Below are 23,696 nucleotides of genomic sequence, written 5' to 3'. Positions count from 1 at the left end.
TTCAATTTTAACCTTTGCTAAAATCTCTTTCGCATTTTTGAGAAATCTTTTCGCTTCAGCAATTGCTTCCTCTTTTGTGCGAGGTATTGTTTGCCATTTTTTCTTCTTCATCTCTCTTAGTTAAATTCTTTCAACTATCACTGCACTTGCCTCTCCGCCACCTATACAAATTGCTGCGAGACCAAACTTTGCATTTTTTCTTTTCATAGCGTATAAAAGAGTGGTTAAAATTCTTGCGCCACTTGCTCCGATTGGATGTCCAAGGGCGACCGCACCGCCGTGTATGTTCATTTTTTCTATTGGGATTCCACCAAGTTTTGATGTCGCAAGTGCAACCACAGCAAATGCTTCATTTACTTCAAACAAATCAATATCCTCTTTTTTCATTCCCGCTTTTTTCAACACCTTTTCAATTACATCAACTGGTGCAGTTGTGAACCAAGCTGGGTCTTTCGCTGCTGATGAATAAGCAACAATGCGAGCAAGTGGTTTAATTCCAAGTTCGTCTGCCTTTTCCTTTGACATTAAAACAAGGGCTGAGGCCCCATCGTTTATCTTTGAGGCATTCGCTGGTGTGATCGTCCCATTGGGGTCAAAAGCGGGTTTCAATTGAGGTATCTTTTCAAAATTTACACGCTTTGGTTCTTCATCCTCGTCAACGATAATTTCTCCACCTTTCGGTTGAGGAACTTTAACCGGAACGATTTCTTCTTTGAAATATCCCTTCTCAATCGCTTCAAGAGCTCGCTTATAACTTAACACAGCGAATTCATCTTGTTCTTGTCTTGATATGTTACACTCTCTGGCGCAAAGTTCTCCGGCGTTCCCCATATGAAAATCATTATAAACATCCCAAAGCCCATCCTTTATCATGGAATCAATCAATTGCCCATGCCCCATTCTGTAGCCAGTTCTCGCTTTGTCAAGTATATACGGAGCGTTTGACATGCTTTCCATCCCTCCAGCCACAATTATATCTGCATCCCCAAGTTTAATTGCCTGCGTTGCCAACATAACTGCTTTTAATCCAGAGCCACAAACTTTGTTAATTGTAATACACTCAACTTTCGTCGGTAATCCCGCAAAAATTGCAGCCTGCCTTGCTGGGGCTTGACCTACCCCAGCAGTCAAAACACATCCCATTATAACTTCATCAACCATTTCCTTGGGAACATTTGCTCTTTTCAAAGCCTCATCAATCACAATTGCCCCAAGTTTAGGTGCTGGGAGTGAACTTAATGAACCATTAAATGAACCGATAGGCGTGCGACAGGCGCTTGCTATTACAACTTCACGCATGTTTCCTCCTGCAATTTTTTTGTATTTCACGAAAAATATACTCAATTCAAAATTAACATTCAACTTGCTAAATTGTTTTTTCAACTGCGAATTTTTATTTTAAAATAAAAATCATAAACTGAAAAATGGGTGGAAACCTTTTCGTCGTTAACCATCCGTTGATAAAACGCGACCTTACATTTTTAAGGGACAGAAACACACCAAGTTCATCCTTCAGAACGATCTTAAAAAGATTAACAACGCTTATGGCTTTTGAGGTAACAAAAGACCTTGACCTTATGCCTAAGGAAGTTGAAACACCACTTGAAGTCACTCAAGGTCACGATTTAAAAGATGAAATAGTTATCGTCCCAATTTTAAGAGCTGGACTTGGAATGGTTGATGCTTTCCTTGAACTCTTTCCCGAAGCGAGAGTCGGGCACATCGGACTATACAGAGATGAAGAAACGCTCAAACCAGTTGATTACTATTTCAAATTTCCCAAAAATCTTGACAAAAGCATAGTAATTATACTTGACCCAATGCTTGCAACAGGAGGAAGCATCTGCGCAGCTGTCTCCTATCTAAAAGAAAGAGGTGCAAACAAAATCAAAGTCGTAAGCTTGATAGCTGCCCCAGAGGGAATTAACAAACTCACAAATGAACATCCCGATGTTCAAATTTATATAGCAGTGCTTGACAGACAATTAAACTCAAAGGGATTTATACTCCCTGGGCTTGGCGACGCTGGCGATAGGATATTTGGAACCGAAAACTAAATGATTTTTACGAATTGAAAACAAAAAAATTGGTGCTCTACATAACTTTTCTTCTCCCGTTACTTCTCATAACACTATCTATCTCAACTTCTATTGGAAGCACAAATCATTCACCAGCGCTTGACATCGGGACAATCATCAAAGTTTTGAATGGAGAAGCCAATGAAATTGAAAAGGTCATAATCTATCAAATTAGATTTCCAAGGGCTTTGACTGCAATTTTTGCTGGTGGAGGGCTTGCTGTCGCAGGAGCTATTTTACAAGCAATGTTAAGAAATCCACTCGCCGAGCCATATATCCTAGGAATATCAAGCGGTTCAGCATTTGGAGCTCTCCTTTCAATCGCGCTAATCGGCACCTTTTCCTTCGTCTTAACCCCAATTACCGCTCTACTTGGTTCAATCGTTGTAATAATACTTGTTTACATGCTCGGCAAAAGAAGAGGAACTATTGATATAAACACGATGCTTTTAAGTGGAATAATGATAGGTGCTTTCTTTTCAGCGTTGATTCTAATCATCATCACTTTATCAGGTGAATCGTTGAAAAATTTCATCTTCTGGTTGCTTGGAAATTTATCAAATGTAAACCTGAAACAATCAGTTCTAATCTCGGTATCGGTTTTAATTTTCACCTTAATAACTTTTTTTAGTTCCCATCGCTTAAATTTAATCGCAACTGGTGATGAAATAGCAACTCAACTTGGGATAGATGCTGAAACAACGAAAAAAATTTTTTATTTCATCGCCTCAATTTTAACTGCAGTCATTGTTTCAATAACGGGTATCATCGGCTTTATCGGTCTTGTTGTTCCACACATATGTCGTAAAATTTTCAGCGTTGATTATCGGCTACTCATCCCAACATCGTTTTTCACCGGAGCGATAACTTTGCTAATCGCTGATACAATTGCAAGGATTATTTTGTTCCCGAATGAACTCCCAGTCGGTTCAATTACTGCTCTTTTTGGAGCGCCATTTTTTATATACCTCTTGAAAAAATAAGTCAGCTTCGTAATATGATTGAAAAAGTCATTACGATATTTGGCAGTTCAAAACCAGTTGAAGGCGATGAAGAGTACGAATTTGCAAGAAAACTTGGTCTTGAACTTGGTAGGGCTGGATTCACGATATGCAATGGTGGATATGGCGGAACTATGGAGGCAACCGCAAGAGGCGCTAAAGAATCCGGTGCGAAAACTATAGGCGTCACCATAGCAACGCTAAATGCAAGCGCAAACAAATGGATAGACGATGAAATTAAAGCGAGGGATTTATTTGAGAGGTTGAAAATTTTAATTGAAAAAGGCGATGCATATGTCGTGCTCCGCGGTGGGACAGGAACATTGGTTGAACTTTCCCTCGCGTGGGAGCTTATAAATAAAAATTTTATTTCACGAAAGCCACTCATCGCTGTTAGCTTTTGGACGCCGATAATCCAAACTATTTCCAAGCAACTTTTAAGCGAGGGCTCTATTGAAGGTGCAAGCTTAGTCAGAATTATTGATAGCGTTGATGAAATAGTTGAACATATAAAAAATGCACTTGCCATTGGAAATAAGCAGTAATTTTTTTATATTAAAACGGCAGTTTAAAAAAAGGGTTCTTAACAATGAAAGCAGTTATTCCAGTTGCTGGAGTAGGGACGAGATTGCGTCCTCATACTTATACGCAACCGAAAGTTTTGTTAAATGTCGCAGGTAAACCGATTCTTGGACATATAATTGACATGCTCGTTTCAAATTCAATAAAAGAGATCGCTCTCGTAATCGGCTATCTTGGGGAAAAAATCAAAAATTATGTTGAGTTAAATTACCCCGAGGTAAAATTTAACTTCGTTGAGCAAGATGAACCGCTTGGTCTTGGGCACGCAATATATCTCGCAAGTAGATATTTTGAAAACGAAGATGAGATTTTGATAATACTTGGAGATACTATTTTTGACTTTGATCTTTCAAAGTTTTTGAACAGTGAATTCACCACGCTTGGGATAAAGTCTGTTGAAGACCCGAGGAGGTTCGGAGTCGTTATGCTTGACGGTGATAAATTCGTGAAAAAACTTGTTGAAAAACCAAGTCAACCTGAAAGCAATCTTGCAATTGTCGGCATATATCTGATAAAAAACCCGAAACTTCTGAAGGAATCACTTGAAGAGGTAATAAAGTCAGAAATTAAAACAAGGGGTGAATATCAGCTCACGGACGCACTTCAATTAATGATCAACAAAGGCGAGAAGATAGTAACTTTTGAGATTGATGGATGGTATGATTGCGGAAAGCCAGAGACACTTTTACAAACAAATCGTTTTCTACTTGAAAGAAATGGAACCAACTTGAAAAAATTAGGGAGATTTGAAAATGTCCTCATCATCCCACCGGTTTATATCTCATCAACAAGCAAAATTGAGAATTCAATCATAGGTCCTTACACAACCATATCAGATGGGGTTGAAATTTCATCTTCAATAATTAGAAATTCAATTATCGGAGACGATGCAAAGATTTATAACGCCTTACTTGACTCATCAATCGTTGGAATTGGGGCGATGGTCAAAGGGGATTATAAAAAGGTCAACATTGGGGATTCCTCTGAAGTTGAATTTTACTAAAATCAAAAACCAAAAAGGAGGATAAATGGGAAGGCTATTCACCTCTGAATCAGTTGCCGAAGGACATCCGGATAAGATTTGCGATCAAATATCCGATGCTGTTCTTGATGCTTTCTTGACATATTATCCCGAAGCAAGGGTAGCCTGTGAGGTCTTTGTAACAACGGGGCTTGTAGTGATCGGTGGGGAGATAAAAGCGCCCGAAGATGTTAGAGCTAAAATTGATTTTGATGACATTGCAAGAAATGTCATAAAAGATATTGGCTACGACAAATCAGAATATCAATTTGATTATCGCTCTTGTGGTGTTATAGTTACTGTAAAATCGCAATCACCGGATATAGCGAAAGGTGTTGACAAGGGCGGGGCTGGTGATCAGGGGATGATGTTCGGTTACGCTTGTAAAGAGACACCTGAACTGATGCCGATGCCTATAATGTTTGCGCATAAACTTATGAAACGACTTGCATATGTCAGAAAGAAAACAGACCTTATGCCATATCTTCGCCCCGATGGGAAATGTCAAGTTACAATTGAATATGACAACACAGGGAAACCAGTCCGCGTTGATACAATAGTTTTCTCAGTTCAACACGATGAAAAATACAAGGGTAAAAAATTAACTCCGAAAGATATCGCTAAGGACTTACAGGAATTCGTGATAAAGGATGTAATTCCGGAGGAATATCTTGACAAAAGGACAAAATATCACATAAATCCAACTGGTTCGTTTGTGATAGGAGGTCCGCATGGAGATACTGGTTTAACAGGAAGGAAGATAATAGTTGACACTTATGGAGGTAAAGCACCGCACGGTGGAGGTTGCTTCTCGGGGAAAGACCCAACAAAAGTTGATAGAAGCGCAGCATATGAAATGAGACATATTGCCAAAAACATCGTCGCAGCAGGGCTTGCTGATGAATGTTTAATTCAAGTTGCTTACGCAATTGGGGTTAAAAAACCCGTGGCTATATATGTTGATACAAAGGGAACAGGAAAAGTGCCTGATGAAATTATCGCCGACTTCATTTTGAAAAACCTTGACCTTTCACCAAGGGGAATCATTGATAGATTGAAACTTCAAAGACCGATCTATCGGAAAACAGCAGTATACGGGCACTTTGGAAGAAACGAACCCGAATTCACTTGGGAAAAACTTGATTATGTCCCGATGTTCAAAGAGCTCTTGAAATAAATTAAAAACAAAAGGAAATTTTCTAAATGGACGAACTTAAAGGCGTTTATAAAGTCAAAGACCTCAAACTTGCAGACGAGGGGCTTAAGCAAATAAGCTGGGCTGAAAGCAGGATGCCTGTTTTAATGGCTTTAAGAGAAAAGTATAAAAAGACAAAACCATTTAAAGGATTCAGAATCGCTGGATGTCTTCATGTCACAAAGGAGACAGCCGTTTTGATCAAGACATTTGTTGAATGCGGTGCCGAGGTTAGCTGGAGCGGTTGTAATCCTCTCTCAACACAGGATACAATAGCAGCAGCTCTTGCAAAACAAGACATATCAATTTTCGCTTGGAATGGTATGAGCGTTGATGAATTTTATTGGGCAATTGAACAAACACTTCATATAAAACCAAATTTAACTCTTGATGATGGAGCTGACCTTATTTTCACAATTCACAGCAAGCACCCTGAACTTATACCTGATATAATTGGTGGAACCGAAGAAACTACAACAGGCGTGAAAAGATTAAGGGCAATGGCTGAAGCTGGCGCTTTGAAATACCCAATCATAGCTGTAAATGACGCAGAGACAAAGTGGGACTTTGATAATGTCTACGGAACTGGGCAATCAACCCTTGATGGTATTTTAAGAGCAACAAGCATTTTAATAGCGGGGAAAAATGTCGTCGTAGCTGGTTATGGTCATTGTGGTAAAGGTGTCGCAATGAGAGCAAGAGGACTTGGCGCAAATGTCATAGTCACCGAAGTCAGACCTATAGCTGCTTTAAAAGCAGTCCTTGATGGCTTCACCGTTATGCCAATGAAAGAAGCTGCTAAAATCGGTGATGTCTTCATCACTGCAACCGGAGTAAAAGATGTGATCACAGAAGAACATTTCAAAGTCATGAAAGACGGCGCTATAGTTTGCAACACAGGACATTATGATGTTGAAATAAACCTTGTTCATTTAAAGAAAATGGCAAAAGGTGTAAGAGAAATAAGAAACCATGTTGAGGAATATCTCTTGAAAGATGGAAGAAGAATTTTCGTCTTGGCAAAGGGACGACTTGTGAATCTCGTAGCTGCAGAAGGTCACCCATCAGAGGTTATGGACATGTCCTTTGCAAATCAATTTATGGCTCAACTTCGTCTCGTTGAAATGTTCAAAAAGGGGAAGAAACTTGAACCAAAAGTATACGATATACCTCCTGAACAAGATGAAGAAATAGCGGAATTGAAATTGAAAACTATGGGGATCAAAATTGACAAACTGACGAACGAGCAGAAAAAGTATATAAAAGATTACAGCGCTGGTACATAATAAAAAGCCCCGCATTATGCGGGGCTTTTTCATTTAATCTCCTCAAGCGGAATATCAAGAATTGAAAACTTCTCCCACCCTTCACAATCAAAATGCCACCATTCCGTCGGAAGAGGTATAAACCCATATTTTTTCATAACATTCTCAAGAATAGTTCTGTTTTTTATCAAGGTATCGGGTAAGTTGTAATAATCTCTGTGCGCTTTTTCAGTGAAATCATCGTAACCCGTTGGCATTGGCAATTCGTTACCGAGCGAATCAACAAGTGTCAAATCAACAGCACAACCGCGATTATGCCTTGAACCTTTAGCTGGATTTGCAACATATCTTTCATCGGGAACGATTGACCATAAAATTTTTTGAACAGAAAGAGGTCTATAACAATCCCAAACTTTGAGCCCAAGCCCGAATTTCTCAAGATCGCGCTGAACAGAGTCAAGCTTCATCGCAACAAATTTTCTCAAAAAGCACTTTTCAACATTGTAAAGCTTTCTTCCCGTAAAGTTATTCGTCGTCGCATACCTTATCTCAACCTTTATCCTTGGATTTATCTTTTGAATATCAACAAGGACTGTGTCCTCAGGGAGAAATTGGGCAAACGCCAACCCATTGAAAGTAAAAATTAAAAACCACTTTATCCTCATTTGCTTTTCCTTTTTTTCTTCCCTGTTAGTTCGCTCATCGTCGGGATGTCAAACTTTTTAAAGATACCGCCTCTGAAAGGTCGCTTTTTATCTTGCGATGGCTTTAGATCAACCTTCGTGTACTTGTTTATATACCATTGATGAGCTATTGAAAGGACATTGAATGTGAAATAGTAAAGATTCAAACCGGAAGGTAAATTATTGAAAATAAGAAAGAACAGAACTGTCATTATAGTTGCTGTCACCTTCTGCCTTTGATCTGCGGTGGTTGAAAACATCCACTGCTGGATGAACATAGTAATAGCCATCAAAAGTGCAAGCCCACTTATTTGATGAACACCGAATATCGGAATATAAAATGGAAGCTTGATAATTGTATCCGGGACAGATAAATCCTTTATCCAAAGGATGAAGCCAGCTTGCCTCAATTCAATTGTCACCCTGAAAAGTGAAAACAAAGCATATAATATCGGCAATTGAAGAAGCAAAGGCCAACAACCGCTGAACGGATTAACACCATATTCACGATAAACTTTCATCACCTCTTGGTTCAACTTCTGTGGATTATCTTTATATTTCTCCTGGAGTTCCTTTAAAATTGGCGCTATCGCCTGCATCTTTCTCACTGATTTCATCTGAGTCAATGTCAAAGGAGTTAGAAGTATCTTTATCAAAATGGAGAAAATTATAATCACAACGCCATAATTCGGTATAAAAAGATGCAAAAACCTGAACAATGGAAGAAGAACAAACTCAGCAATAGGTCTTATCAACCACTTCAAACCCAAACTTATCATTTCTTCAAGACCTATGCCATATGATTTCAAAATCGTGTAGTCAAGTGGTCCGATGTAAACTGTAAAATAATTTTTTTGATATTTTTCACCCCTAAAAGGAACTTTCAAAGCGATGAGATAATTTTCTTTCACTCCATTATTTGGCAACGGGACTCTCCACCCCTCAAGGTATGCGCCATCTGCGATATCATTTGAAATTAAAGCGACCGCAAAATACTTGTTATGCGTTCCAACCCACCGAGTTACACCAGAATAAGAGCGAGAAACCCTCTCGCCGAACTTGCTTGCGTCAATGTTCTCATAAACATCACCAACTTTCGCCCAAGCATTAGCAAAGTATGATTCCTCAACGCTGTTCTCCTCTGTCAACTTTATCCCATTCTCCCAAACGAGTTGATATTCAAAATTAGCAATTATCTTCTCCATGTTCATGAGCTCAACTTCCGTGTCAAAGGAATACTTCCCGTTTTCAAATATAAATCGCTTCAAAATCTTACTTGTATCATTTATGTTCAACACAAACTCAATTTCCTTTTTCTCCCCTTTTTCCTTCAAAATCAAATTTTCCCAGTTTCTCGCTTTCGTATCAAAGTAAAAATCCCTTGTGTTGATTATTTTCCCATCCGTTGTCATAAAAACAACCGACAAGTCACCGCCCTTCTCCATCTCAACGAGTTGAACAGGATAACCGTTCCAAGTTTTAAATCTTTTCAGTTCAAATTTCTCAACAAGTGCTCCCTTTGACGAAATCACACAAGTATAAAAATCCGTTTCAACAAGTATTTTCTTTTCTTCTCCCTTTACAAGATGTGAGAAGTAAATACCAAGCGTATCTTCTCTTGGTTGCGCCTCGGCTATGTTTGAACTCTTTACCTGTGTTTTAAGCGTATCATTTTTTTTCTGTGGTTGTTGAGGAACTCTAGGCGCATTATACCACATCCAAACTAAAAGGACAAGCGTTATTAAAATCATCCCCAAAAGCGCATTTCTATCCATAGGGTCAAAATTTTTGTTTTTAATTATGGAACTTCATCAATTCCACCCGGATTGAAGGGATTACATCTTACAATTCTTTTCATCGTTAGCCAAAGCCCTTTTAAAAAGCCATACTTTGAAAATGCCTGAATGGAATAATCAGAACAAGACGGATAAAACCTACAACTCGGTGGAAAAAGTGGTGAAATGAAAAATTTATAAAACTTCACAAGGTGAATCGCTAATTTTGCGCCAAATTCAAATTTCATTCATTATACTTCAAAATTTTTTCAATCAAAGGCAGAAAATCACTTTCAAAATCAGCATACTTTAATCTTTTCAACATTTCCGCTTCACCGATAAAAATTAAAACCATATCAATCGCCATATTTCTCAAAGAAAGAAGGTCTATCAGCCGATGTTTGTTCAGCCGATAGACCTCACGCAGTAGTCTCTTTGCCCTATTTCTCAAAACAGCTTTTTTAACTTTTCGTGAGACAGCAAACGCAACCCTTGAAACGACATCACGAGCTGGACCGAAACGGAAATAAATTTTAATTAAGTTACCCGCCACTGAATTTGAATTTTTTATTATCTGAGTTATCTCAGCCGATTTTTTTATTATTTCTTTCTTTGAAAGCCCGAACCTTTTATCGCTCATCGCTAACAGTTAATTTCCATCTTCCTTTTGCTCTTCTTCTGGCGAGAATTTTCCTACCGCTTTTCGTTTTCATCCTCGCCCTAAATCCGTGGGTTCTCCTTCTTCTGGTATTGTGCGGTTGATAAGTGCGCTTCAACTTTTCCTCCGCTTTTTGTTTTCCTTGTGAAAATTCGCATTAAAATTACAAAAATTTAAAAAAAGAACAAAAACTTGATTTTGAACCCCGATTTTGATAAATTTATAACCGAAATTCGGAGGGTTAGCCTAATTGGTAAGGCGGCGGTCTTGAAAACCGCTGGGCTTCGCGCCCTTGGGGGTTCGAGTCCCTCACCCTCCGCTTCTACTTACTAAACTTTTCTTCCAACCTCGCTATAGAATCCCATATCGCTTGAAGCATCCGACCATCAAGCTCACGTGTCTGCGCAACTTTAAGATAATCAAGCTCTCTTTTATCACCTATATCACCAAGGACATTATAAACCACCATTCTAACAAAAAATTCAGGCGTGTTAACCATCCCGAAAATGAAATCCTTTATCCGCGGGTCTTTATCAGCAAAAAGAGCAAGTGTTGAAATCGCCGTTATACGAACCGATGGATGATTCCCGCGCATTGAGTATCTTTTTAAAATTTCAATCGCCTCTTTTTCAAACTTCGTATTCTTCATATCACTTAACCTTCTCAAAGCAGTAGTCCTAATAACCTCTTGATGAGAATCCATCCCAAGCGCATTCTTTATATACTTCATTCCATTTACCGAATCAATCGCAACAAGAGAATTAATTGCCGACGCAATCACATAATAACTCTTTTCACTTTTAACGACATCGTTTAAAAAACTGACAACGAAGTTAAACTTGAAATTTTTCAAAGCGTCAACTATACTTCTTCTAATTCTTGAATCGCCTTCATTTTTATAAAGTTCAATTAAAAATTTCGCCACATCTTCACCTTTCAACTTTCCAAGATTATTTATCGCCTCTTGCTTTATAGCATAAAATTCACTGCTCCTGCTTATTTTCTTCATAAGTTCAACAACATCAGCCTCATCAATCATTTTCCCAAGCTCCTGCACTGCAAGAAGACGGTCTATCATCTCGCTTGCATTTTGCGCTTGATAAATCAATTCCCCTTTTGATTTTTCAAAATACAACTCCTTCAAAATCCAATTCCCCTTATCAAATATAACCATCAACGGTTTATCATTAACCTCAAACTCAAAACTTTCCTTTCTCTTGTCAATGAAGATTCTAAAAATTTTACTCTCGTTTTTAGTTACTATCTCAACATCAACCGGTGTTTTGAAAACCTCCGGAGTTAAAGAGTCCGCTGGATGAATTTGCTCAACTTCAAGTTTTACAACCTTTTTTGAATCGTCATAGGTATATTTAACCTCAAAGCTCGGATACCCAGCTTTATAAAGCCACTGGTCAAAGAACCATTTCAGGTTATATCCTGTTGCTTCTTCAATTGCGATTTTAAAATCGTCGGTTTCAACATTTTGATAAGCATATTTATGCGCATAATAATTTATCGCCTTCCAGAAGAGTTCATCGCCGAGGATAAACCTTATCATGTTAAGAATAGCGCCACCACGCTGATAAATATGGGGTCCGAAAAGGTCTGTCGGGTCAAAATACCTGTTCCAAACGGTTGGTCTCTTATTTGTCATATCAGCAAATTTTGCGCTCCTTTGCATGTTGTATAAACTAAATTGAAATTCATCCTTCCCCCTGGCATGTTCAAAATAAAGCGCGGTGAAATAAGTCGCAAACCCCTCGTTTAACCAAGCGTGTTCCCAACTTCTACAAGTCAAAAGGTTTCCCCACCATTGATGAGCCAGCTCATGCGCAACAAGACCATCACTTGAAAAATCAAGATGAGCCCTCTCATCGTGTATCGTTGAACTCGTTAAAGTGGTTGCGGTCGTGTTTTCCATTCCCCCATAGATGAAATCTTCAACTATCGTCTGAGCATATTTGCTGTATGGATATTTATAGCCGATCTTCTCTGAGAAAAACTTCATCATATCTGGTGTCTTTTCAAACGAAAGTTTAGCGTATTTCGCATTTGATTTATAAACATAATATTCAAGCGGAATGTCAAGATAATAATCTTGAAGTTTAACATATTCTCCAACGACGATTGAAATCAAATAAGTTGAATGCGGTTTATCCATAAACCAGTGATATGTCTTCAAACCTTTTTTGACATCCTCATTTACGGATAAAAGTTTCCCGTTTGAAATCACAACAAAATTTTTCTTCACCGTTGCTATCAACTCACTTGTCGCCTTGTCGTTTGGGAAATCATAACAGGGAAACCAATAATGATTATCTTCGGGTTGACCTTGTGACCATATTTGATACGGCTTATCCGGATAAGCTGAATCTGGCTGGATGAAATACAGACCTTTGCGGGGATTTGAAACGAAATACTCAACAACTACAGAAAGAGTATCCTTGAAAGAATACGCCTTATCAAGATAAATTTTCAACTTTTGTGCAAGTGAATCAAAGTTAAACTTTAATTCCTTCCCATCGGGTAAATAAACTTTCTTTATTTTCATCTCAGCAGCGTCAAGAACAAATTCATTTAAATTGGGTCGCAAAGGGGCAAATTTTGTCGTAACCTTTCCGTCAACCGTTTTCTGCTTCTCGTCAAGATTCAGCTCAAGCTTGATGTGTATGACATCATAAGTTCTATCCCTGGTGAAATGTTCCGGTGGCGGGGTTGGTGACTTGTAATAAAACCTCGGTCTTTGAGAAAAAGCAGAAATTGAAAATAAAAGGACAAGTAAAATGACAAAAAATCTTCTCATAGTTTTGCCCGAAATTTATTTTTTTGAATGGTTTGACGGGATGATTTGAATTAATGTTTCAAATTTTTTCAAGCGCTTGTTCAAGGTCAGATATCAAATCCTCAACATCCTCAATTCCAACTGATAATCTTACTATTCCTTCAGTAAGTCCAAGCTCTCTTTTTTCCTCTTCGGGGACTGATGAATGGCTCATGCTCCAGGAATGGTTTACCAAACTTTCAACTCCCCCAAGCGATTCAGCAAGTGTAAAAATTTTCAAATTTTCAACAAATTTTTTGACATTATCTCTTGAACCAAGGTCTACCGTTACAACACCGCCGAAATCTTTCATCTGTCTTTGTGCGAGCTCATATTGCGGGTGTGAGGGTAGCCCAGGGTAAAAGACCCTTTTAACTTTGGGATGAACCGAAAGAAAAATTGCTACTCTTTTAGCGTTTGAACAATGCTGTTTAATTCTGACGGCGAGCGTCTTTATAGACCTCAAAAGAAGCCAACAATCAAATGGGCTCGGCACAGCCCCAAAAGCACGCTGTATATACCAAAGCGGTTTTTGAAGTTCATCCCTATTTGTTACAACAATGCCACCGACGACATCACTATGCCCGTTTAAAAATTTCGTACTGCTATGTATAACTATATCACAACCCAGTTCAAGGGGTCTTTGCAAATACGGCGTCATAAAAGTATTATCAACAGCGATCAAAATTTCACGATTAAATGAGTCGCGAAGCTCAGCTAACCTTTTTAAGTCAGTAAGATAAAGGAATGGATTTGAAGGAGTTTCAGCAAAAATTAGTTTCGTTTCATTTTTGAGTTCTCTCTCAACATTTTCAACCTGTGTCATATCAACAAAAGAAAACTTTATCCCCCATTTTTGCATCTCTTTGAAAACCCTTAAAGTTCCTCCATAAATGTTTTTTGTCGTGATAACATGGTCACCGGGTTTAAGAAGTTGCATTACCGCCGTTACAGCAGCAACACCAGAGGAAAAAGCGAAACCATACTTTCCATTTTCAAGTTTAGCGATGTTTTCTTCAAGCATTTTCCTATTCGGATTTTGTGTCCGAGAATAAACAAAGGGAGCCTCTTCATCAAATTTACGAGCGTAGGTTGTAGCAAGATATATCGGCGGTATAACCGAGAACGATTCTTTATCTGGTTTTTGCCCCCAATGGATTGCATCGGTTGAAAATCCCATTTTCAAGCCCACATTTCTTATAAAAATCGGGCGGGCGAAAAATCACCCGCCCAAAAAATTTTCATTTCTTATTCCTCAGCTCATCCGCTTTCTTAAAAGCTGCTTCTGCCTTCTCAACATCTCCAAGATTAGCATAAATCTTCCCTATCAAATCCCAAATGAAAACATCATCCGGATCAATCTCTGTTAACTTCTCAAGATAAGGCAACGCCTGTCTGAACTTATCTTTCGCCATATCTTCATACTTTTTCTGCTCTTCAAGATTTTGCTTTAAAGCGAGGTCCTCAGCTTGTTGTTTCAACTTAACCCCCCAGTTAACATACGAAGCCCCGAGGTTATATATCGCCTCTTTATAATTTGGGTCAATTTCAACAGCTGAGCTGAACTCTTTTATCGCTTCCTCAAATCTTTCCGCTTTAAGCAACAAAACACCATAGTTATAATGGAAATACTTGTTTTCGGGATGGGCTTCAACTGATGAACGAAACGCCTCAAGTGCCTCATCGCTTCTTCCAGCGTTTATGTAAGCATTTGAAAGAAAAGCAAGTGTCTCCTCATCCGTTGGTTCAAGATTTCTCACTTTGTTAAAGATATCAATCGCTTTGTCATACCACTCTCTGGCTGCGTAAAATTCAGTTGAATCTAAAACAACCGAAACACTCCCCTCTTGATATGTTTCGCCAGCATAAGTGATTGACTTTACAACATCGTTTTCAAGTTCAACTGTAAGTCCATATTTTTGATAAATCCACTTTTCAACCTTCGGCTGTGACGGTGCTGGTCGTCTGGGTCTTTTCTCCCTTGGCTGTGGTTGTTCCTGTTTAATCACATTCACAACATCGGGATTCCCAAACGCTGACCTCACAACATCTGCATTAACCCCTACACTTATGCTCTTCCTGTTTTCAGGGTCTTCAAACTTCATCGTATGACGATACGCAAAATCATAATAAATTTTTCCTAGCATCTTCATAGCATCGGTATCTTTTTCCCCCGAAAGCTCAACCGCCTTTTGCAATGGCTCAACTGCCGACGGAATGTCCTCCTTTGAAAGATAACTATAAGCGAGATTCTTATAAGCAGAAGCACTATCAGGGATGATCAATGTTGCGGTCTTGAACGCCTCAATCGCTTTCTCAATATACTGAACAGAGTCACGATTGTTCTGGAACCTTCCAAAATAAACAACACCAGCATTAAAGTTATCAACCCAATATTTCAGCTTGAAATTAGCTATATCCTTTTCAAACCTGTTTGAAATTTCAAGCGACTTATTGAACGCTTCAAGCATCCCTTCGTAATTTTTTTGCTCACCCCTGACATATCCAAGCAAAAACCAGGCTTCGTCATTTTTGGGATTGTTTTCAACCTCCTTCAATAACTGCTTCTCAGCATTCACCCAATCCTGCCTTTGAATGTAAACCTTAGCCCCAGTGACTTCAGCGCTTGCGCACTGGAAACCGGTAACCGATATGTAAATTAAAACAAGAGCGAAAACGGACAAAACCAAAATTGACTTTACTTTTGACATGTTTGAGTTCGCAAATTAATTTTTAAAATTTCTTTGTTTCAAATATATTAAAAAACAAGCGATTTTTCAAGAAAAGTGACACATAACCTTGACCCAAAACGGAAAATTTGAAACACAAGAAAACATTAAACCCGTATCAGAATTTTATGATGAATTATCTCTGGAATATGCCGATATGACCGAAATTTCAAAAAGAATTGAAAGTGAAACGAAGGTCTTTGAAAAGATAATATTTGAAAAAAACATCAAGAAATGCCTTGACGCTGGATGCGGAATTGGGCTTCACTCCATAATCCTGTCAAAACTTGGCGTAGATGTCGTTGGAATTGACCTCTCCAAAGGGATGATTTTAAAAGCACAGGAACTTTCCGAAAAGTTTAACTCAAAAGCAAAATTTGAAACGCTTGATTTTCTCCAAACGAAAGACAAATTCAAAGACGAATTTGATCTCGTTATCTGCCTTGGAAACACTTTGCCTCATCTCTTAAACGAAAGGGACTTATTGCTTGCACTGAGAAATTTCCACAATGCGCTGAAAAAAGGCGGGCTGTTAATAGTTCAAATTTTAAACTATGACAAAATCATCCAGAACGAGGAAAGAATCATAAACATCCGTGAAACGAAAGATAAAATTTTCATACGGTTTTATGATTTTGAGCCCACTATTATTGGCTCACCAAGTTTGAAGGTATTTGAAATAAGGAGGGACTTTTTGAAATTTAATGTGTTGATCATCAACAAACTTGAAAACTACTCGCACAAAATTATAACAACTCGGATAAAGCCAATAAAAAGCGAAGAACTATGCCGAAAACTCAGCTTGGTTGGCTTTAAAGATGTTGAAATCTTTGGAAATCTTATGAAGGACCCTTTTGAAGCTAAAAGTTCTAAAAACATCGTCGCATTTGCAAACAAAATTTAATTACAAACCATGGTGATTTTCCCTAAGGAACACGGCTCTTGGGCGATCTTATTAGTTCCATTTGTCATAGGTGCGGAAATCGGCGGTGGCTTTGATATAAAAACTGCTCTTTTCCTTATTTCTGTATTATCAATTTTTCTATCTTACCAGCCAGCAACAATGATAGCAAAATCAAAATTGAAAATCTCAACTGAAAATCTCAAGGACGCTATAAAATCGCTCTTTTTATTTTCTCCATTTGCCCTGATTCCCTCATTCATTTTGATCTTTTACTTCAAGCTCTACGGACTTCTAATTTTCGGGCTTATCGGCTTGCTTGGATTTGCAGTGCAACTTATCCTTTCAAAAAGGAACCTTGACAAAACGCAGGGCGGGCAAATCTTCGCTATGTCCTTACTCGTTCTCACAGCACCATCAGCTTATTATGTTCAAGTGGGAAATTTTGATTTAACAATGTTACAACTTTATCTATTGAATTTGATTTTCTTCGGAAGCGGAATAATCTATGTCAGAATGAAAATTTTGGCTCTCGCAACGAAAAAGGATAAGTTTTCCCTCTCAGAGAAACTTTTCATAGGAAGATACAACATAGCATATCACATTACAATTTTAATCCTTCTTGCAACTCTCTTGATCAAGGGCTCAATTGGTCCTTTGATATTTGCATCTTTTTTGCCCGTTATAATCCATTCAATAATGGGAACTCTCTTACTTGAAAGAAAAGTTAAATTCAAACGGCTTGGTTGGATTGAGACGATTTATTCAGTTTTGTTCGCCGTCTTGATGATAATTGAACTGGGAAGATAAAGCGAGATCTACCTTATGCTTGCAATTTCTGCAAAATCTATCACTTTTTAAATCAACCTCCTCAACCGTGCTTGAAGAGTGCATCACGCAAAGATAATCTTCACAATGCAAAAGACCAAAATTGTGTCCCAATTCATGGAGGACTTCCTTAATTAATCGTTCCTGCGTCAATTTTTTATTCTCTGGTAACCCATAAGCGATTTCATTCAATCTGAAAGTTGAAACTACAGAAACCTTACCACCAAGTTGCGCCTCACCGAAAACATAAGTTAAAACTGGAATAAACAAATCAACTGAAATTACCCCAACGACTTTGCCGTTAAAATCTTTGAACCTGTCGGAAAGTAAGGAGATTATCTTTGTTGAGTTGAACTGTCCGCGTGAATTATCATAGGCAAAAGAAAGATTGATATGGTTTGTATTTTCAAGCAGAACATCACAAAAAAACATTTCCTTGAGCGCTGGAAGTAGCCCCAAGACAAGTGAAAAATCAACGGGATATATTGGGACGACCAAAATTTTAAGTCTATCAGCCGAAGGCATAAAATTTTAATTGACCCTGTTTCGCTTTAAACTATACTTTTCAATTTTATGATACAGTGTCACGCGATCTATTCCGAGTATTCTCGCCGAGCGTGATATATTCCAATTTGTCTTATTCAAAATTTTCAATATATGTGCCCTTTCAACTGCTTCAAGAGTTTCGTCTTCCGGTTCTATTTCATCACATGGACGAATTGGTAAATCCTCGGGTCTTATAGCTGGGGGTTTTGCTAAGACCATCGCCCTTTCTATAGCATTTCTAAGCTCGCGGACGTTCCCGGGCCAATTATATCTAATTAATAAATCCATCGCCTCTGGCGAAATCTCCGTCACCGGCTTGTGCATTATAGCAGAGAACTTCTTAAGATAATAATTTGCTATCAAAGGTATATCAGAACGTCTTTCCCTAAGCGGTGGGACAAATATCGTGAATACATTGAGACGATAATAGAGGTCTTCTCTGAACTTTCCTTCCTTGACCAGGTTTTCAAGGTCACAATTTGTGGCACATATAACCCTGAAATCGCTTGTGATGACCTCATTCCCCCCAACCCTCGTAAATTGTTTCGTCTCAAGAACCCTTAAAAGTTGCACTTGCATTTTCAAACTTATAGTTCCAACCTCGTCAAGGAAAACTGTCCCACCGTCTGCAATTTCAAATTTCCCTTTCCTTCTGTAAAGCGCGTCCGTAAAAGCTCCTTTCTCATGCCCAAACAATTCACTCTCAAGCAAAGTATCTGGAATTGCGCCACAATTAACTGATATAAACGGGAAGTATCTCCTATGACTATAAGAGTGAATCAACCTCGCTATCAACTCTTTACCAACGCCACTTTCCCCTCTAATCATAACAGTTGTATCAGTTGGCGCAACTGCTTTTGCAAGTTCAATCACCCTTTTGATCTCCTGGCTTTCGCCAACAAGTTCATCTGGCATCATAAGTTCAGAGACCTGTTCTTTCAGCTTAACGTTTTCATTCATCATCTTCTTTTGCTTTATCACATTCTTAACAAGATGAGAAAGATAATCGGGGTCAATTGGTTTAGTTACATAATCGTAAGCTCCCTCTTTCAACGCCTTGACAGCTGAATCAACTGAAGCAAACGCCGTTATAATAATTATGATCGCCGTTGGGTCAATTTCTTTTACTCTTTTCTGAAGTTCAAGTCCATCCATCCCTGGCATTTTTATATCAATGAAAATCACATCCCAAGGACCTTCATTCATCATTTTAAGTGCCTGCGCTCCATTTTCCGCAACCCCAACCCTATAACCATCTTGAATGAACCATTTTGAAAGTGAATCTCTAACTATAAATTCATCATCAACAATTAAGATGCTAAATTTCTCGTTCATATTCAGGGTTTAATTTTTTTGGCAATACAATTGTAAAAGTAGTTCCAAAATTTACCTTTGATTCAACCGATATTTGCCCGCCATGCCTTTCAACGATTCCGTAAACCACAGCTAAACCAAGCCCTGTTCCCTTCCCCTCTTTCTTCGTCGTGAAAAACGGCTCAAAAATGTGCGGTAACACATTCTCAGGAATCCCCACCCCCGTATCAATTACCTTTACCTGAATTTTATCACTGTTAACTTCTTTTAACTCAATCCTTAAAGTTCCTCCCTCTGGCATTGCCTCAATTGCGTTTATCTCCATTGCTAGAAGCATCTGCTCTATTTGTTGTGCATCACAATAAACGATAACAGGATGCTCTGGCATATCCAACTCAAGCCGGACATTGTTCATTTCAAGATGATGCGAAATCAACGCGATACTTCTTTTGATAATCTGTCCGATATCTTCATCTTTAAACTCGCCAACTCTCTGCTTTGAAAACAAGAGTAAATTTTTAACTATATTTCCACACCTTGATGTCTCATCAATAATTATTGATAACTCGCTTAAAATCTCATCTCTTTCCTCTTCAATTTTAGAATTATTCTCCAAGCGCCTTTTCAAAAGTTTCGCATAAGTTAAGATACCTTCAAGTGGATTGTTAAGCTCGTGTGCGACCGTAGCTGCAAGTTTTCCAAGCGAAGCCATTTTTTCAATATGCACCATATAAGCATAAGCCCTCTGAAGCTCTGCTGTTTTTTCATTCACCTTTTGTTCAAGAAGTTTAGCCCAGCCCAAAAGTTCCTCATGTGCGCGCTTCAATTCCTCCGTCATCTTATTGAATGACTTCGCCAAAGTCCCAATTTCATCGCTTGTATCTATATCAATCCTGTGATCAAGATTTCCGCTCATTATCTCAAGAGTCCCTTGTATTAACTTTCTTAATGGAGCATTAACGAATTTCAAAGTGAAAATAAAAACAAGCAATGAAATGGCAAGAAGCATAAATAAACCACTTGCATATTGAATCATGCTTAATTTGACTGCATTAGCTTTGGCACTCTCAAGGGAAAAAATCACATCAAAAACGCCAAGTATTGTCTGCTCCTTTTTATGAACATGACAATCAGATGTATAACATGATTCTTCATTTCGTATGGGATTTATCGCCCCTAGAATTTCATGTCCTGTCCGAGAGTGAAAAACCCGTGTAAGTTGCGATGATTCAGCTGGAACTTTAATTTTATCACCGATATGACAGACATTACATGCCTCGCTTTCCATAGAGACAACTTTCCCAACTTCAGTAGGTATGGTTGAAAATGTTATCTCACCTTGCTTGTTGTAGATTCTAATTGCTTCAATCTCTGATTGCTTCCCAAGCATATTTATAATTTGGTAAATATCTTCCCTTTTGTTATGTAACATGCTATAATGGGTTGCTCGCTTTATAAGGTCGCTTGTCATTAAAGCATTTTTCCTCACTATGGACATGTATTGACTTAACTGCCATCTAACGATCAAAATTGAAGAAATCACCGTGACCCCAAAAACAATTACAAAAATCAAAAGAAACAACTTAAAGGTAAGTGAATGAAAAACTTTCATTTTCACTAAAAATTATTTTCACTACCATCTAAATTTATTACAACCCTTATGCCATTAAAAAATCAATAATTTTCAATCAAATTTTAATGTCATATTGTGACTTTATTGTCATATACCGAATCATTTTGTCTCGAAATTCACCTTAAAACTCAAAAACCTTCCGGGCTATTAAAAGATATCTTTTTGGACCAAGCAAATCTTTTAATGTAACTATCGCCACACCGCCATTTTGAACCATCATCTCGTCACCGCAATGCCTGTCAATAAATCTCATCACTTCCCTTTTGAATTTATCAAGTTTATTATTGAAAAATTCAGCAAACTCAATACTATCCATCAACCATTTCAAATTTTCCCCTTTATCAAGTTCAATCTCAAAAAGCCAACCGTCAACATATGGGTCTTTATTTAAAATGTCTGGCTCAGTTAGAATTCTTTCATTTAATTTAAACAAATTTCCCTTTGCTGGGGAACGAATTGAAAAAATGCCATCCCTGTGTTTCACCCAAGCACATGGCGTATCAACACCAACTCTGACCGGAATATTTGGATAGATCACCTCAATTAAAGGAAAGAAAAGACAAACGAACGGCTCGCTCAATCCAACACTTATTATATCACCTTCAACCTTCACCCAAGTCAACAACCTCGTATAATACCTATCCTCCGGAAACTTCTTATTTTTTAAACTTTCAACACAATTAAAAACGATATTTTGCACTTGTTCCGAAATCATTCTTTGAAGACCTCCTTTATCGGTATTACGAAATATCCCTCAAATCTTTCTTTCTCTTTAACCTCTTCCGGGAAAACCGGCAAAGTTTTAGCTATAAATCTAAATGCAGCAAAACCAAGTGAAACCATAAACATAGTTATCACTATCTCAGTCCACTTGGGGAAATATCTAGCTTGTGTATAACTTTCAAGTGCGGTAATACTAACATTTAATCTATTAAGGATAAATCCGAGAACTGTTGTCAGCTGAGCGTAAAACAACCATTTTTTACTTTCTCTGACTTTTGAATTTGCCAATAAAACTATCGGCAGAATTACCCCAAGCAAGAACTCAAGCCAAAACATCACCGATTCATAATTGAATGCGAAAATATACTTGAAAAGTTTATAATTGACTATATCCTCCACCTTAAGCACAAAATAGACCATCAACGCCACGGCGCTGACTTTACCTAGCCTTGACAAAATGTGAATTTCAATTTCTCTTTTAAAAGCCCTTGAACTTAAATAAGATTCAATTGTCACCATCGCTGGACCAACAGCGACAGCAGATAAAAAGAAAAGATACGGCAAATTGCTTGAATACCATATGGGATGCAGTTTTTCAGGGACTATTAAATAAAGCGAGCCAAGTGATGATTGATGAAGGGTTGAGAGAATAACCCCAGCTACAACAAGAGGTATTGTCAAGTTATGTATTATCTTTTTAGGCTTTACGAGGCGAAGTTTTTGGAACAACATCGGGCTAAACTCAAGGGCAAGCACTGTTGTGTAAAGCATAACACACCAAGCAACTTCAAACATCACCGATTCTGGATTCCACATAATTATCGGATGCCATATATTCCATGGTTTGCCAAGGTCATAAATTAAAGCGACGATAACCAAGATATAACCAAGGAAAGCGGTTAAAATTGCTGATGGTAATATGCTTTTATAATCCTCAAGGTTAAATATATAAACAGCTGAAGCCATTACAAAACCGCCAGCTGCAAGTCCTACCCCACAGAGAACATCAAAACCTATCCATAATCCCCATGGGAAATTATCACTTAAATTTGTCACCGCTCCAAGTCCTTTTGTGAATCTGACAATCGTAACATAAATCCCAAGCGCTAAAATTATCCAAAAAACGACAGTCCAAAATTTTAATTTTGGTGGTTTTACTTCTTTCATTTTTCATCCTCTTTTTTGTTTCCTTCTTCCATCTCCTTTAGCTTGCGTTGTAGCTTTTGAACTTCATTCCTTCTTTTCGTTATCCACCATATACCAAAGAGTAAAGTTCCGCCCCAGAAGATATAGTTTGGAATTTTAGTCATAATCTGTTCTGTGAAGTGTGAGAGTGGAATCTCGGGCAAGTTTGGATTAAAGCCAAACTTATGCATCGGTCTATCGGCAATATAAAGCACAGATGTTCCACCCACTTCTTTGACCCCGAAAATATGAGGATAATAAACTTCGGGATTTTCCTTTATTCTTCTCCTTGCTTCTTCAATTAAATCATCTTTTAAACCAAAAACCCTTGCCTCTGCTGGGCATGCTTCTACACAGGCAGGAACCCTTCCTTGCTTCATCCTATCATAACACATATCACACTTAGTAACCCTTGGGTTAGGTTTGTTCCATTGATACTTCGGTATATTAAATGGACACGCCTGCATACAATATCTACAACCAATACACTTCGTTGCATCATAAATGACAGGTCCAATGTTAGTTTTTTGGAAAGCTCCAACAGGACAAACAGACGCGCAAGTGGGTTTCTCACAATGCATGCACAAACGTGGAAGGTAAACACCATTATGGTCTTCAACAGCGGTATTTTGAATAGCCGAAAGCTGGTGTGACTCTGTTAATGGATTACCCCAGCGTTCAGCACACGCTTCTTCACAAGCATAGCACCCTATACAACGAGTTACATCAACAAGGATTCCATATTTTTGCATTTCAAA

23 protein-coding genes and 1 tRNA gene are annotated in these 23,696 nt (G+C 38.2%); 9 read left to right on the top strand and 15 right to left on the bottom strand.

Going from position 1 to position 23,696, the window contains the following annotated elements; all coding sequences use genetic code 11:
• Nucleotides 1–120 precede the first annotated feature (120 nt).
• Nucleotides 121–1,299, bottom strand: a complete 1,179-nt coding sequence (locus tag FKZ43_RS02670; protein ID WP_140944336.1) for a thiolase family protein — start codon at nucleotides 1,297–1,299, stop codon at nucleotides 121–123.
• A 125-nt stretch (nucleotides 1,300–1,424) separates the two neighbouring features.
• Between FKZ43_RS02670 and upp the strand changes: the two genes are divergently transcribed.
• From upp to ahcY, 6 genes are read left to right on the top strand one after another with little or no spacing between them, the layout of a single operon-like run.
• The gene (upp, locus tag FKZ43_RS02665; protein WP_140944335.1) at nucleotides 1,425–2,057 is read left to right on the top strand and encodes a uracil phosphoribosyltransferase; all 633 of its coding nucleotides are present in this window, start codon (nucleotides 1,425–1,427) and stop codon (nucleotides 2,055–2,057) included.
• 14 nt (nucleotides 2,058–2,071) lie between these two features.
• Nucleotides 2,072–3,061 (top strand): FecCD family ABC transporter permease, encoded by a 990-nt coding sequence (locus tag FKZ43_RS02660; protein WP_181180221.1) that lies wholly within the window; start codon nucleotides 2,072–2,074, stop codon nucleotides 3,059–3,061.
• Between the two features lie 14 nt (nucleotides 3,062–3,075).
• Entirely contained in the window at nucleotides 3,076–3,624 is a 549-nt protein-coding gene (locus FKZ43_RS02655; protein WP_140944333.1) for an LOG family protein, read from the top strand.
• A 44-nt stretch (nucleotides 3,625–3,668) separates the two neighbouring features.
• The gene (locus FKZ43_RS02650; protein WP_140944332.1) at nucleotides 3,669–4,664 is read left to right on the top strand and encodes a sugar nucleotidyltransferase; all 996 of its coding nucleotides are present in this window, start codon (nucleotides 3,669–3,671) and stop codon (nucleotides 4,662–4,664) included.
• A 25-nt stretch (nucleotides 4,665–4,689) separates the two neighbouring features.
• Complete coding sequence (metK, locus tag FKZ43_RS02645) at nucleotides 4,690–5,859, top strand: methionine adenosyltransferase (protein ID WP_140944331.1); 1,170 nt, start codon at nucleotides 4,690–4,692, stop codon at nucleotides 5,857–5,859.
• 26 nt (nucleotides 5,860–5,885) lie between these two features.
• Nucleotides 5,886–7,163 (top strand): adenosylhomocysteinase, encoded by a 1,278-nt coding sequence (gene ahcY, locus FKZ43_RS02640; protein ID WP_140944330.1) that lies wholly within the window; start codon nucleotides 5,886–5,888, stop codon nucleotides 7,161–7,163.
• A 29-nt stretch (nucleotides 7,164–7,192) separates the two neighbouring features.
• Here the strand turns inward: ahcY and FKZ43_RS02635 are convergent, their stop codons facing one another.
• From FKZ43_RS02635 to rpmH, 5 genes are read right to left on the bottom strand one after another with little or no spacing between them, the layout of a single operon-like run.
• Nucleotides 7,193–7,807, bottom strand: a complete 615-nt coding sequence (locus FKZ43_RS02635; protein WP_140944329.1) for a M15 family metallopeptidase — start codon at nucleotides 7,805–7,807, stop codon at nucleotides 7,193–7,195.
• The gene (gene yidC, locus FKZ43_RS02630; protein ID WP_140944328.1) at nucleotides 7,804–9,600 is read right to left on the bottom strand and encodes a membrane protein insertase YidC; all 1,797 of its coding nucleotides are present in this window, start codon (nucleotides 9,598–9,600) and stop codon (nucleotides 7,804–7,806) included. Before yidC ends, FKZ43_RS02635 begins: the two co-directional genes overlap by 4 nt.
• Before the next feature lie 23 nt (nucleotides 9,601–9,623).
• Nucleotides 9,624–9,848, bottom strand: coding sequence for a membrane protein insertion efficiency factor YidD (gene yidD / locus FKZ43_RS02625; protein ID WP_140944327.1), 225 nt, complete (start codon nucleotides 9,846–9,848; stop codon nucleotides 9,624–9,626).
• Entirely contained in the window at nucleotides 9,845–10,240 is a 396-nt protein-coding gene (rnpA, locus tag FKZ43_RS02620; RefSeq protein ID WP_140944326.1) for a ribonuclease P protein component, read from the bottom strand. The genes yidD and rnpA overlap by 4 nt, the downstream gene beginning before the upstream one ends.
• A complete protein-coding gene (gene rpmH / locus FKZ43_RS02615; RefSeq protein ID WP_140944325.1) occupies nucleotides 10,230–10,376 on the bottom strand; it encodes a 50S ribosomal protein L34 in 147 nt (48 codons plus the stop codon). Before rpmH ends, rnpA begins: the two co-directional genes overlap by 11 nt.
• A 117-nt stretch (nucleotides 10,377–10,493) precedes the next feature.
• Between rpmH and FKZ43_RS02610 the strand changes: the two genes are divergently transcribed.
• Nucleotides 10,494–10,577: transfer RNA gene (locus tag FKZ43_RS02610), tRNA-Ser, on the top strand.
• A gap of 3 nt (nucleotides 10,578–10,580) precedes the next feature.
• On the opposite strand, the gene FKZ43_RS02605 is transcribed toward FKZ43_RS02610, so the two are convergent.
• The 3 genes from FKZ43_RS02605 to FKZ43_RS02595 all read right to left on the bottom strand — a co-directional run bounded on the left by FKZ43_RS02605 (nucleotide 10,581) and on the right by FKZ43_RS02595 (nucleotide 15,790).
• Nucleotides 10,581–13,061, bottom strand: coding sequence for a M1 family aminopeptidase (locus tag FKZ43_RS02605; protein ID WP_140944324.1), 2,481 nt, complete (start codon nucleotides 13,059–13,061; stop codon nucleotides 10,581–10,583).
• Between the two features lie 58 nt (nucleotides 13,062–13,119).
• Nucleotides 13,120–14,259: a trans-sulfuration enzyme family protein gene (locus FKZ43_RS02600; RefSeq protein WP_140944323.1), complete on the bottom strand. Its 1,140-nt coding sequence runs from the start codon at nucleotides 14,257–14,259 to the stop codon at nucleotides 13,120–13,122.
• Between the two features lie 61 nt (nucleotides 14,260–14,320).
• Nucleotides 14,321–15,790 (bottom strand): tetratricopeptide repeat protein, encoded by a 1,470-nt coding sequence (locus FKZ43_RS02595; protein ID WP_140944322.1) that lies wholly within the window; start codon nucleotides 15,788–15,790, stop codon nucleotides 14,321–14,323.
• A gap of 175 nt (nucleotides 15,791–15,965) precedes the next feature.
• Between FKZ43_RS02595 and FKZ43_RS02590 the strand changes: the two genes are divergently transcribed.
• Together FKZ43_RS02590 and FKZ43_RS02585 are read left to right on the top strand one after the other, a co-directional pair.
• On the top strand, nucleotides 15,966–16,712 hold the full coding sequence (locus FKZ43_RS02590) for a class I SAM-dependent methyltransferase (RefSeq protein WP_140944321.1): 747 nt from the start codon (nucleotides 15,966–15,968) through the stop codon (nucleotides 16,710–16,712).
• A 9-nt stretch (nucleotides 16,713–16,721) separates the two neighbouring features.
• Entirely contained in the window at nucleotides 16,722–17,519 is a 798-nt protein-coding gene (locus FKZ43_RS02585) for a YwiC-like family protein (RefSeq protein WP_140944320.1), read from the top strand.
• Here FKZ43_RS02585 and FKZ43_RS02580 read toward each other — a convergent pair.
• From FKZ43_RS02580 to FKZ43_RS02555, 6 genes are all read right to left on the bottom strand, one after another.
• Nucleotides 17,475–18,062, bottom strand: a complete 588-nt coding sequence (locus FKZ43_RS02580) for an archaemetzincin family Zn-dependent metalloprotease (protein WP_140944319.1) — start codon at nucleotides 18,060–18,062, stop codon at nucleotides 17,475–17,477. The two genes, FKZ43_RS02585 and FKZ43_RS02580, sit on opposite strands and share 45 nt — an antisense overlap.
• Nucleotides 18,063–18,068: 6 nt before the next feature.
• The gene (locus FKZ43_RS02575) at nucleotides 18,069–19,418 is read right to left on the bottom strand and encodes a sigma-54-dependent transcriptional regulator (RefSeq protein ID WP_140944318.1); all 1,350 of its coding nucleotides are present in this window, start codon (nucleotides 19,416–19,418) and stop codon (nucleotides 18,069–18,071) included.
• Complete coding sequence (locus FKZ43_RS02570; protein WP_140944317.1) at nucleotides 19,402–21,009, bottom strand: sensor histidine kinase; 1,608 nt, start codon at nucleotides 21,007–21,009, stop codon at nucleotides 19,402–19,404. The genes FKZ43_RS02575 and FKZ43_RS02570 overlap by 17 nt, the downstream gene beginning before the upstream one ends.
• A gap of 142 nt (nucleotides 21,010–21,151) precedes the next feature.
• The gene (locus tag FKZ43_RS02565) at nucleotides 21,152–21,745 is read right to left on the bottom strand and encodes a glycine cleavage system protein H (protein WP_140944316.1); all 594 of its coding nucleotides are present in this window, start codon (nucleotides 21,743–21,745) and stop codon (nucleotides 21,152–21,154) included.
• Entirely contained in the window at nucleotides 21,742–22,920 is a 1,179-nt protein-coding gene (gene nrfD / locus FKZ43_RS02560) for an NrfD/PsrC family molybdoenzyme membrane anchor subunit (RefSeq protein WP_140944315.1), read from the bottom strand. The genes FKZ43_RS02565 and nrfD overlap by 4 nt, the downstream gene beginning before the upstream one ends.
• A complete protein-coding gene (locus FKZ43_RS02555) occupies nucleotides 22,917–23,690 on the bottom strand; it encodes a 4Fe-4S dicluster domain-containing protein (protein WP_140944314.1) in 774 nt (257 codons plus the stop codon). Before FKZ43_RS02555 ends, nrfD begins: the two co-directional genes overlap by 4 nt.
• Nucleotides 23,691–23,696 lie beyond the last annotated feature (6 nt).

This window comes from Candidatus Thermokryptus mobilis (assembly GCF_900070205.1).
GTDB lineage: Bacteria > Bacteroidota > Ignavibacteria > Kryptoniales > Kryptoniaceae > Kryptonium > Kryptonium mobile.
Note: the sequence above shows the minus strand (reverse complement) of the source record. Positions and strands in the feature narration are given on the sequence as shown.

Excerpts from the sequence above, each read along its gene's own strand:
- FKZ43_RS02605 (WP_140944324.1), bottom strand. The coding sequence starts at position 13,061 with ATGAGAAGATTTTTTGTCATTTTACTTGTCCTTTTATTTTCAATTTCT.
- yidC (WP_140944328.1), bottom strand. The coding sequence starts at position 9,600 with ATGGATAGAAATGCGCTTTTGGGGATGATTTTAATAACGCTTGTCCTT.
- FKZ43_RS02580 (WP_140944319.1), bottom strand. The coding sequence starts at position 18,062 with ATGCCTTCGGCTGATAGACTTAAAATTTTGGTCGTCCCAATATATCCC.
- FKZ43_RS02570 (WP_140944317.1), bottom strand. The coding sequence starts at position 21,009 with ATGAAAGTTTTTCATTCACTTACCTTTAAGTTGTTTCTTTTGATTTTT.
- FKZ43_RS02565 (WP_140944316.1), bottom strand. The coding sequence starts at position 21,745 with ATGATTTCGGAACAAGTGCAAAATATCGTTTTTAATTGTGTTGAAAGT.
- metK (WP_140944331.1), top strand. The coding sequence starts at position 4,690 with ATGGGAAGGCTATTCACCTCTGAATCAGTTGCCGAAGGACATCCGGAT.
- FKZ43_RS02590 (WP_140944321.1), top strand. The coding sequence starts at position 15,966 with ATGACCGAAATTTCAAAAAGAATTGAAAGTGAAACGAAGGTCTTTGAA.
- FKZ43_RS02595 (WP_140944322.1), bottom strand. The coding sequence starts at position 15,790 with ATGTCAAAAGTAAAGTCAATTTTGGTTTTGTCCGTTTTCGCTCTTGTT.
- FKZ43_RS02655 (WP_140944333.1), top strand. The coding sequence starts at position 3,076 with ATGATTGAAAAAGTCATTACGATATTTGGCAGTTCAAAACCAGTTGAA.
- FKZ43_RS02635 (WP_140944329.1), bottom strand. The coding sequence starts at position 7,807 with ATGAGGATAAAGTGGTTTTTAATTTTTACTTTCAATGGGTTGGCGTTT.
- FKZ43_RS02575 (WP_140944318.1), bottom strand. The coding sequence starts at position 19,418 with ATGAACGAGAAATTTAGCATCTTAATTGTTGATGATGAATTTATAGTT.
- rnpA (WP_140944326.1), bottom strand. The coding sequence starts at position 10,240 with ATGAGCGATAAAAGGTTCGGGCTTTCAAAGAAAGAAATAATAAAAAAA.
- ahcY (WP_140944330.1), top strand. The coding sequence starts at position 5,886 with ATGGACGAACTTAAAGGCGTTTATAAAGTCAAAGACCTCAAACTTGCA.
- yidD (WP_140944327.1), bottom strand. The coding sequence starts at position 9,848 with ATGAAATTTGAATTTGGCGCAAAATTAGCGATTCACCTTGTGAAGTTT.
- upp (WP_140944335.1), top strand. The coding sequence starts at position 1,425 with ATGGGTGGAAACCTTTTCGTCGTTAACCATCCGTTGATAAAACGCGAC.
- FKZ43_RS02670 (WP_140944336.1), bottom strand. The coding sequence starts at position 1,299 with ATGCGTGAAGTTGTAATAGCAAGCGCCTGTCGCACGCCTATCGGTTCA.
- FKZ43_RS02555 (WP_140944314.1), bottom strand. The coding sequence starts at position 23,690 with ATGCAAAAATATGGAATCCTTGTTGATGTAACTCGTTGTATAGGGTGC.
- nrfD (WP_140944315.1), bottom strand. The coding sequence starts at position 22,920 with ATGAAAGAAGTAAAACCACCAAAATTAAAATTTTGGACTGTCGTTTTT.
- FKZ43_RS02585 (WP_140944320.1), top strand. The coding sequence starts at position 16,722 with ATGGTGATTTTCCCTAAGGAACACGGCTCTTGGGCGATCTTATTAGTT.
- FKZ43_RS02600 (WP_140944323.1), bottom strand. The coding sequence starts at position 14,259 with ATGGGATTTTCAACCGATGCAATCCATTGGGGGCAAAAACCAGATAAA.
- FKZ43_RS02650 (WP_140944332.1), top strand. The coding sequence starts at position 3,669 with ATGAAAGCAGTTATTCCAGTTGCTGGAGTAGGGACGAGATTGCGTCCT.